This is a genomic window from Limosilactobacillus alvi, from assembly GCF_016900115.1.
GTDB classification, from domain to species: Bacteria; Bacillota; Bacilli; order Lactobacillales; family Lactobacillaceae; genus Limosilactobacillus; species Limosilactobacillus alvi.
In genome coordinates this window covers 23,263-31,653 of sequence record NZ_JACJJQ010000024.1, presented here as the reverse complement: position 1 = coordinate 31,653, position 8,391 = coordinate 23,263, and the positions used below count along the sequence as shown (strand labels likewise).

Here is an 8,391-nt window from a genome sequence, read left to right as displayed (position 1 = left end):
GAGGATTAACCCTCTTCTTTAATATATCACTTTTTCCTGATTTTTAAATTCTTATTTAGATCAGGTTTGTTTAGTGTACGCTAATTTTCGATAACTTTTCGCTTGACTAATCGTAGGAAGGAGGCCGGGAAGAAACGTGCATTTCTTCCCGGCTTCCACACATCCTCGATTAATATTTTATTCATCTTGATTATTGTCATCAAGCATCTGCTCTTTTCTTAGTTCATAGTATTCTTCTTCCTCTAAGAAAGGCATGACATGATCTTCAAAGTGATCTAACTTGTATGACAAATAATTAAGGGTCTTATCAAGTTCATTTCGCTTAGCCAGTAAGATTTCATATTGCTCTTTTACTAAAGATTTTTGTGCCTCCTGACTACCCCGATGTGCATTATAGAGGTCAACAAATTCAATTAAGGACTCGACCGACATTCCAGCACTTCGCATTGCTTTTATAAAAAGCGCCCACTTAATTTCGTTTTCAGTATAGTCCCGATAACCACTACTATTACGAGGAACTTTTGGAATTAAACCATTATTTTCCCAATAACGCAATGTTTCTTTGGGAATCTTTAAACGCTCACTTACTTCTTTAATGTTCATCTCGTTTCCTCCTAAAACTTCTCTCTAGTGTAACATGTTAAGCGAGTTCTTATTTTTCAACCGTCTTCTCCATTTCATTAATTTGATCAGTTAAGCGTTGATGGTCTTCTTTTAATTGATCTAATTGTTCTTGCAGTAAAGATAGACGAGCTGGAATAGCTTTTTTACCTAACATCGCTAACTTGACATACTCAATTTGAAAATCAGAAGAAACATTCATCATATTTAGTAATTTAGCGTGTTTTACCCATCGAATATCTTCGTCAGTAAAGGTTCTCAATCCATCACTATTTCGTGTAATTGGTGGAATCATTCCGAGACGTTCCCAACGGCGAATTGTATCGGTAGAAAGTGATACTTTCTTCGCTACTTGTTGAATGTTCATTACCCTACCCCGCTAGTTTAATTCACTAAGCCATCCTGTTAAATTATGCGATCCTTCATGGGCTGGTAATACGTTTAATTTACCTGCCCATTGTTTAAAAGTTTCTTCATATCCATTTGCCATTCCGGCATCCGTATAAAAAGATGCGACCTTCCCAGAATAATTTTGAATTTTTTCAAGAAAAGTGTGGACCGGTGTTGCTGGTGCTCCTCGCCATACAGGACTGCCAACTAAGATTAAATCATATTGATCAACATTCGGAATCTCATTAATTAATTCTGGATATTGGTTGTTCTTAATTTGAGCAGTAGCAATTTCATCGGTCTTATGCATATCATGGTCAAAGGTATCAGCAGGTACTTCAATTTCACACGTATCAACGTGATCTAACATTTGAACTAATTCTTGGGCAACGCTTTTCGTCCTACCTGACCATGAATAAGTTGCGATTAATACTTTTGACATTATTTTTCTCCCTTATTTAAGTTTGACACCACTATAAACCCTATAGTTGACTTTAAGGCAAGAGGTTAATTGATCCGCTTTAGCCACCGTTCAAGTTGATCGTTTGCACGATCAACTTTATTGCCATCTACAACTAGTGGTTGGTCATCGACCGTTGCCTGTACCCCTTGTTGTCGAAGAATTTGTTCTATTCGTTGAAGACTATTTCCTTGTCCATAACCACCTTCAGACATAAAAGAAATAATTTGTTTGTGATTTAACTGGCTCCCGTAATCGAGAAGGAAGGCAGTCATTGGATGGGCTAATGTCATTGCCCAGATTGGAAAGCCTAAATAAACCCGGTCATATTGGCTCAGATCTGGGACTGACATTTTCAATTCTGGATATGATTTAGTTTGACGTTCAAAGTTAGCCCGCGATAGCGTTTGCTGATATTTACCTGAATACGGTTCTTTAACAACTATTTCTAAAATATCCGCGGAAGTAATTTTTGCAATCTTGGCTGCTAATAATTCTGTACTACCAGAACGAGAAAAGTAAATAATGATCGCCTTCGCAGATTTCGTTAATTGTCGCGTTGGCTTATTCTGACTATTTGTATCTTGGCCATCTGAGGGGATGCCATATCCATTTCGCCATTGTACCGCCGGCATTCCCAATTGCGGTGCCTGAATTGGTTGACCAGCAATGTGATCGGTAATTTCTACTTTGCCTTTAAAAAGCGTCATGTTAATCACTTCCTAACGGCTATTTGGCGAACCTGTAATCATGACAAAAAGCAATAACATTAATACACCAACTCCAATTAATTGATTTACGATCATTTCCTTCCTCCTTTTAAATTTTCATAATTAAGACCATCAAAACTCCTGCTCGTCATTCTTGATAACCCTTTTTGGGAAAATCGAACGCGACTGCTAGCGCGGCCCTTATGCCTTCGGTTACGTCCCCTGAGTAAACCATTTGCTCATCATAGCGTTAATCGCTCATCTATTAAGCGATCCTTACTAAAGCCAAGTTTACGTAATCGCCGCCGCACATCTAAAATTCGTGATGCAGAACCAACAATGATTACCTTCCCCTGTTTTAATTCGTTACTACTAATAATTCGGATCAAATCTGTAGCTAGAAAGCGATGTATCTGGACATCAACTCTGACACCCTTCTTTTTCAGTTCTCCCAGAATTTTTTGATAGGCAGGATTGTTAACTTGCGGTCCTGACCATATTAGGTGCAGTTGCTTAGCCCTAGCGTATTGTTGGGCCAAGCTAATTAGCGGTGCTACCCCGGAACCAAGTCCATATAAGATAAGCGGGACCTCACTATTTTGCACTTCACGATCAAACAATCCAAACGGCCCTTCTAATTTTACTTCCGCTCCAACCGGAACTTTTATTATTTGCTGGGTAAAATCACCTAATTGATGAATCATAAAACTAACTTCATGGGGATTATTTCGTGGTGCCGATGAAACTGAAAATGGGTGTGGCTCCTTTGATACTCCCTTTACCCTTTTGAAAGCTAAAAAGTAAAAATCACCCGCTCGATAATTTTTCTTACCTGCTTTGAATTGTAAGGTTAATTTTTGCATCGAAGATCCAAGGGAAATATTTTCCTTTACTATCGCCGTCGAATAAGAACGGCTGACTTTTAGTTTCCGCCAGCAATACAGAATAATTGTTACTACAGTATAGATATCAAAAGTTAAGCGGAAACCTGGAACTATCCCCAAACGAGGAATTAAGTGAACATGGAGCCAAATTAAGGCAATGACAACGAAGTTGAGGCGATGAATCCACATTGTTACTTGATGATTTAGCAACCGGCCCTCAATCCATGTTTTGAAACGTTTCAAAAAAAGTAATCGATCAACTAGCCATCCTGATAAAAAGAGAACCGCATTGGCCAATAGAAAGATTTCTAGATACCAAGCAATGTTTCCCGTTTGTTTGATTAACGGGAACATTGAAAAAGAAGTTAAACGGTGAACTGTTGCTGCGACTAAAGCCATGACCCCTAATGCACCATGAATCGCATATAAAGCTGGCATCCCAATTCGTTGGGTTATCCAATACGGGCGTGTCGCCATCAAGATAATCATTAACCACCAAACATATGCAACTATTCCTAGATCATACGTTAATAAGTGTCCTGGGGTATCAATCAAACCGCGATTTAAGAGCATAATTAGCGGAAACGGTGAAATTATAAGTCCTAACCAAGTTAAAGCTAGGTAGATTCGACGACTACTTTTCATTTTCACTCCTGCTTAATAACCTAGCTCATCTAACCAACTATTTACCTGACTGCGAACATGGTTAGGGTTATTCTTAACTGTATTTCCAGTAGCTGTAAATCCGCGACGAACTTTTGACTTCGGGAATTGCTTTTTTAATACTTGACGCGTATTTCCTAGTCCAGAACCTTCATTAGTCGTAAACGGAATCAGCGTTTTACCATTTAAATCACTTTCTTTGTCAAGGAATGTCCGCACTACCATTGGATATTCACCCCACCAAATCGGGCCACCGATAAAGACCGTGTCATATTTACTTACATCTGGTAGTTTACCCTTAATTGCGGGTCGCGCATTTTGATTTTGTTCACGCTTAGCAACTTGGGTAGTCCGATCATAACTTTTCGGATAAGATTTTTTGGGCACAATTTCATAAGTATCAGCGTTGGTTTTTTGTTGAATGAAATCAGCTACCCGCGCAGTATTTCCGCGTTTCAAACTACCACCATAGACACCTTGCTTACGTGAGAAGTAAACAACTAATACTTTTTTATTGTTGCTAGCAGCTTGCACGCTCCGATTAGCGGTAACAGCAAAGCCCGTAACAGTAGCGAATATCGTTACGATCACAGTAATTATTGACCAAAATTTCTTCATGGTTTAACTCCTTCTTTCCTTAATTAAATATCTGGTTCGCATAGTGATTAAAAATTTGCGCAATTGTTTGCGGACTATGTGTTCCATTTGGGGCTTGATAGTACTTCAGATTTTGATGATTAAATTCTGGTAACCGATGCATGGCATTAATCTGTGGGGTCATCGATCCGGAAGTTCCATCGTCGGCGCCCACCCCCGCTAAGATCTTAAATGACAAATTAGCATTATTCTGAACTGTTTTCGCGAGTCGTCGTGCAGTCCGTGTACTTGCAGTTGATCCGCCATCATCAGCAATTGTCCAACTATCACCAGCCATTGGGAGAAAACTGCTAAAGTAAGGTAATTGATATTCAAAAACATACCACGTCGTAATACTTCCCATTGAAAAGCCTCCAAAGGCCCGATGACCGCGGGAATTTCTTAATTGAGCTTTACTTGTTCCATCAGCATAAGTCCGATAGCGACCTTCAACTGCTGGGATCAAGTCATTTACTAATTCATTTTGAGCAAAGGACCGATTTAAGTGGTTATCTCGATAATAATTCGCGGTAACGAACTTTCTGCTTGGATAATACGTCGGGAAAACTACAATCGTATCTTTTAGGCGACCATTTTGGTTCAACCGATCAAGCAGTTGCTTAAAGTGACCATCACGAAAGAAGTCTTGACTACTTTCAGTTGATCCATGTAATAAATAGACAACATTATACTTTTTGGCGTTGGTGTAGTTTGCTGGCAGGTACACTAAAGCTTGCTTGTTATATTGACGACCTTGATATTCAGTCTGATACCGGATCGTTTCTGTTCGCGAAGCAGCCTCAGCATGATTGGAATTAAATAAGACCACCAGTCCGAAAACACCTCCAACGGTCAATACCATTTTTAAGATTCTCGCAAACATTAGTTTTCCCTACTTTCTAGTTATTGTTCTTCAGAAGACCATTACGTTGCAAGAAACGCCGCAATTGGGCATTGTTATTGTCATAGCGGAAACCTGACTTGATGATTGCCCCATCATCCTTTGCTAACCGCCGCATCGTTGGCATCGAAGCCTTCATTGGTGTACTCATACTTGTAGTAAATGGAATAATCGTCTTTCCACGGAAATCATAAGTATCAAATAAAGAGTGAATTACCATTGGCGGTTGTTGCCACCACGTTGGAAAACCAATTAGGATCGTGTCATATCGATTTAAGTCAGGAATATTACGCTTGATCGCTGGGTGAATATTTTGGCGACGTTCACGGTCTGCTACCCGCGCGTAATTGTCGTACCCCTTGGGGTAAGCTTTAGCACGTTTTAACCGCACAATATCAGCACCGGTATCACGCTGAATTTGCTTAGCTGCTTCCTTTGTTGTTCCGGACATTGAGAAGTAAATAATCAACGTTCGATTATTTGAAGCAGCGCGAACTTGTTGAGCCTGTCCAAAACCAATAGCCATTGCTAAAACTGTAACTACGGTTGTTAAGATGGAAACAATCCATCGGTTTTGCATCCGCATAATTACTCACTTCCTAAATTTATATTTTAGATTGTAGGTAGTATAGACCTTATAGCCGACTTTAAGGCAAGTAGTAAAATAATAAAAAACGAAGGGTATCTGTCGAAAGCCAAAAAAATTGGCCACTTCTTGGAGCCTATTTTCGTTTCTTTATTTATCCTTTTGTTAATTAATCAGTCCAAACGTCCTTAGCAATGTTGAAAGCGGACCAGACATTGGGCCAACCAACATAAAATGCTAATTGCGTAATGACTTCAACAATCTCATCTTTAGTCACGCCGTTTTGTTTGGCTAACTTCATGTGAGCAGGTAATTGAGCAACAGCTCCCTTAGTAATCAAGGCAGAAATTGTTATCAAACTCCGGTTATGCGAACTTAACTCCTTCGTTCGCGACCAGACCTCACCAAATAAAACATCATCATTTAATTCAGCAAATTTTGGTGCAAAATTTCCCAAATAGTCACACCCTGCTGTTTGCTTTTTTACCATTATGAGCACTACCTTCCTTTAAAAATTACATTTGTTGACTAGTAGGCCGAATAATAACCTCATTCCAAGCTGCGTCTGCTGGCAGATCAATTGACTGTTTAATCGTTTGCGCAATTCGATCAACAGGGATGCTAAAGTGCTTGTAAAACTCTGCTGTTCCCTGCTTAACATTTTCGTCGGTAATGGAATCCACTAGAGCGGTATCAACTGCACCTGGGGAGATCAGCGTAACCCGAACATTAGATTGAGCTTGAGCCATTTCTTGACGGAGTCCTTCGCTAATTGCCCGAACTGCGTACTTAGTTCCGGAATAAACCGCACTTAATGGGCCAACGATGTGACCAGCAATGGAAGCAATGTTAATAATTTGACCACTCTTTTGTTTCATCATATATGGTAAAGCGGCTCCAATTCCGTAAAGGGTTCCCTTAATGTTAATATCAATCATGTTATCCCAATCATTAACCTTCTTTTGGGCAAGCAATGATTGGGGCATAATCCCAGCCGAATTAATCCAAACATCAATCCGGCCAAACTTATCAATCGCTAATTTTGCTAGTGCTTCTACTGCATCATCATTAGTTACATCAGTAGTTGCGTAAGCAACCTCACCGCCAAGCTTTTCAATATCTTTAGCAATTTCTTGGAGGCGATTTTCACGACGAGCACCAAGCACTAACTTGTCGCCATCTTTTGCCAGAAGTTTAGCAGTAGCCTCTCCCATCCCGCTTGATGCACCAGTAATTACAACGACCTTTCTTTCTGCCATTTATTTTTCCTTCTTTCATAAATGATTGACCTCAGTTTAAACTATGGAGTTTACTTCAAGGCAAGGATATTTATAAATTATTTTTCTAATTTGTGATGTTCTTCATCTGGGAAAATTACATCCACTTTCCCGGGTTTGATCAATTATGCTGGCGCTCCTCCTTTTTGCCACCAACCTTCACCAACAGGACCCATCAAAATCAGTTGCAAAAGTCATTGTCATGATGCAAATTGCTTTAAAAGCAAAGAAGGAACCTTGATTGGTGACCAATCCCAGTTCCTTCTATCTAATTACTTTTCAATCTTTGTGCCACTAAAGACTTCTGACATTGGCACAGCATCAAGGGCCTGATCAATTTGCGCAACTTCTTCAGCGGTCATTTTAATTTGGGCGGCTTTCAAGTTACCTTCAATTCGATTAAGGTGCCGACTACCTGGAATTGGGACAATGTATGGTTTCTTATTAACCATCCATGCTAAAGAAATCTGTGCCGGAGTGGCATCATGATCTGCAGCAATCTTATCCAGTAATGCTAATAATTCCTTGTTCTTTTCTAAGGCTTCTGGCGTAAATTGTGGCATCTTATTTCGTAAATCCTTATCTGAGAAACTGCTTTGTTTAATTTGCCCGGTTAATAAGCCGTTTGCTAATGGTGAAAATGCAACTAAGCCAATCTTCAATTCTTCAAGTACCGGGAAAAGATCTTCGTATTCCCGGTACATCATGGAATAACGATTTTGTACAGCTGTAACCTTGCAGACAGCATTGGCACGACGAAGGTAATCTTCATTTGCTTCGGAAATACCCCAGTGAGTTATCTTACCTTCATCCATTAATTCTTGCATCACCTACGCCACTGTTTCTGGTTCAACATTGGGATCAATCCGGTGTTGGTAGTAAAGGTCAATGTGATCAGTATTTAATCGCTTTAATGAACCTTCAACAGACTTGCGGATCGTTTCCGGACTTGAATCAACTTTAATTCCAGTCCCTTCATGAGCGGTAATCCCAAATTTAGTAGCAATTACGACTTGGTCTCGCACATCATGGAGTGCTTTTCCAACTAATTCTTCATTATAATTGGTTGAACCATCAGGATTTGTGCCTTGATAAATCTCAGCCGTATCAAAGAAACGATAACCCATGTCATAAGCAGCCCGGATTGTCTTCACGGCTTCATCAACATCAGTCGGCTTCCCATATCCATGAGAAAATCCCATACAACCAAGGCCGATTGCTGTTACCGTTAAGTCTTTTCCTAACATCCGTGTTTCCATAAAA

The 8,391-nt window shown here is 39.8% G+C and carries 10 protein-coding genes and 1 pseudogene; all 11 read right to left on the bottom strand.

Translation table 11 applies throughout. The features are described 5' to 3' along the window. Nucleotides 1–177 precede the first annotated feature (177 nt). A complete protein-coding gene (locus H5993_RS06075; RefSeq protein WP_204776641.1) occupies nt 178–603 on the bottom strand; it encodes a MerR family transcriptional regulator in 426 nt (141 codons plus the stop codon). A 49-nt stretch (nt 604–652) separates the two neighbouring features. Beyond that, nucleotides 653–988, bottom strand: coding sequence for a MerR family transcriptional regulator (locus H5993_RS06070; RefSeq protein ID WP_204776640.1), 336 nt, complete (start codon nt 986–988; stop codon nt 653–655). Nucleotides 989–1,000: 12 nt separating this feature from the next. Continuing rightward, nucleotides 1,001–1,453, bottom strand: a complete 453-nt coding sequence (locus H5993_RS06065) for a flavodoxin (RefSeq protein WP_204776639.1) — start codon at nt 1,451–1,453, stop codon at nt 1,001–1,003. A 65-nt stretch (nt 1,454–1,518) separates the two neighbouring features. Next, on the bottom strand, nt 1,519–2,181 hold the full coding sequence (locus H5993_RS06060) for a flavodoxin (RefSeq protein ID WP_204776638.1): 663 nt from the start codon (nt 2,179–2,181) through the stop codon (nt 1,519–1,521). A 242-nt stretch (nt 2,182–2,423) separates the two neighbouring features. After that, entirely contained in the window at nt 2,424–3,710 is a 1,287-nt protein-coding gene (locus tag H5993_RS06055) for a ferric reductase-like transmembrane domain-containing protein (RefSeq protein ID WP_239458005.1), read from the bottom strand. A 12-nt stretch (nt 3,711–3,722) separates the two neighbouring features. After that, a complete protein-coding gene (locus H5993_RS06050; RefSeq protein WP_204776637.1) occupies nt 3,723–4,346 on the bottom strand; it encodes a flavodoxin in 624 nt (207 codons plus the stop codon). Between the two features lie 19 nt (nt 4,347–4,365). Next, nucleotides 4,366–5,247, bottom strand: a complete 882-nt coding sequence (locus H5993_RS06045; RefSeq protein ID WP_204776636.1) for an alpha/beta hydrolase — start codon at nt 5,245–5,247, stop codon at nt 4,366–4,368. 16 nt (nt 5,248–5,263) lie between these two features. Next, nucleotides 5,264–5,851 carry a flavodoxin gene (locus H5993_RS06040; protein ID WP_239458004.1) on the bottom strand — a complete coding sequence of 196 codons (588 nt, stop codon included), beginning with the start codon at nt 5,849–5,851 and terminating at the stop codon, nt 5,264–5,266. A gap of 169 nt (nt 5,852–6,020) precedes the next feature. After that, a complete protein-coding gene (locus tag H5993_RS06035) occupies nt 6,021–6,341 on the bottom strand; it encodes a carboxymuconolactone decarboxylase family protein (RefSeq protein ID WP_204776635.1) in 321 nt (106 codons plus the stop codon). Nucleotides 6,342–6,366: 25 nt separating this feature from the next. Next, nucleotides 6,367–7,110, bottom strand: a complete 744-nt coding sequence (locus tag H5993_RS06030) for an SDR family oxidoreductase (RefSeq protein ID WP_204776634.1) — start codon at nt 7,108–7,110, stop codon at nt 6,367–6,369. A gap of 290 nt (nt 7,111–7,400) precedes the next feature. Then, nucleotides 7,401–8,375 (bottom strand): annotated as a pseudogene (locus H5993_RS06025) (aldo/keto reductase). Nucleotides 8,376–8,391: the final 16 nt, after the last annotated feature.

Coding starts and splice junctions, on each gene's coding strand:
- H5993_RS06075 (WP_204776641.1), bottom strand. CDS start 603: ATGAACATTAAAGAAGTAAGTGAGCGTTTAAAGATTCCCAAAGAAACA.
- H5993_RS06070 (WP_204776640.1), bottom strand. CDS start 988: ATGAACATTCAACAAGTAGCGAAGAAAGTATCACTTTCTACCGATACA.
- H5993_RS06065 (WP_204776639.1), bottom strand. CDS start 1,453: ATGTCAAAAGTATTAATCGCAACTTATTCATGGTCAGGTAGGACGAAA.
- H5993_RS06060 (WP_204776638.1), bottom strand. CDS start 2,181: ATGACGCTTTTTAAAGGCAAAGTAGAAATTACCGATCACATTGCTGGT.
- H5993_RS06055 (WP_239458005.1), bottom strand. CDS start 3,710: ATGAAAAGTAGTCGTCGAATCTACCTAGCTTTAACTTGGTTAGGACTT.
- H5993_RS06050 (WP_204776637.1), bottom strand. CDS start 4,346: ATGAAGAAATTTTGGTCAATAATTACTGTGATCGTAACGATATTCGCT.
- H5993_RS06045 (WP_204776636.1), bottom strand. CDS start 5,247: ATGTTTGCGAGAATCTTAAAAATGGTATTGACCGTTGGAGGTGTTTTC.
- H5993_RS06040 (WP_239458004.1), bottom strand. CDS start 5,851: ATGCGGATGCAAAACCGATGGATTGTTTCCATCTTAACAACCGTAGTT.
- H5993_RS06035 (WP_204776635.1), bottom strand. CDS start 6,341: ATGGTAAAAAAGCAAACAGCAGGGTGTGACTATTTGGGAAATTTTGCA.
- H5993_RS06030 (WP_204776634.1), bottom strand. CDS start 7,110: ATGGCAGAAAGAAAGGTCGTTGTAATTACTGGTGCATCAAGCGGGATG.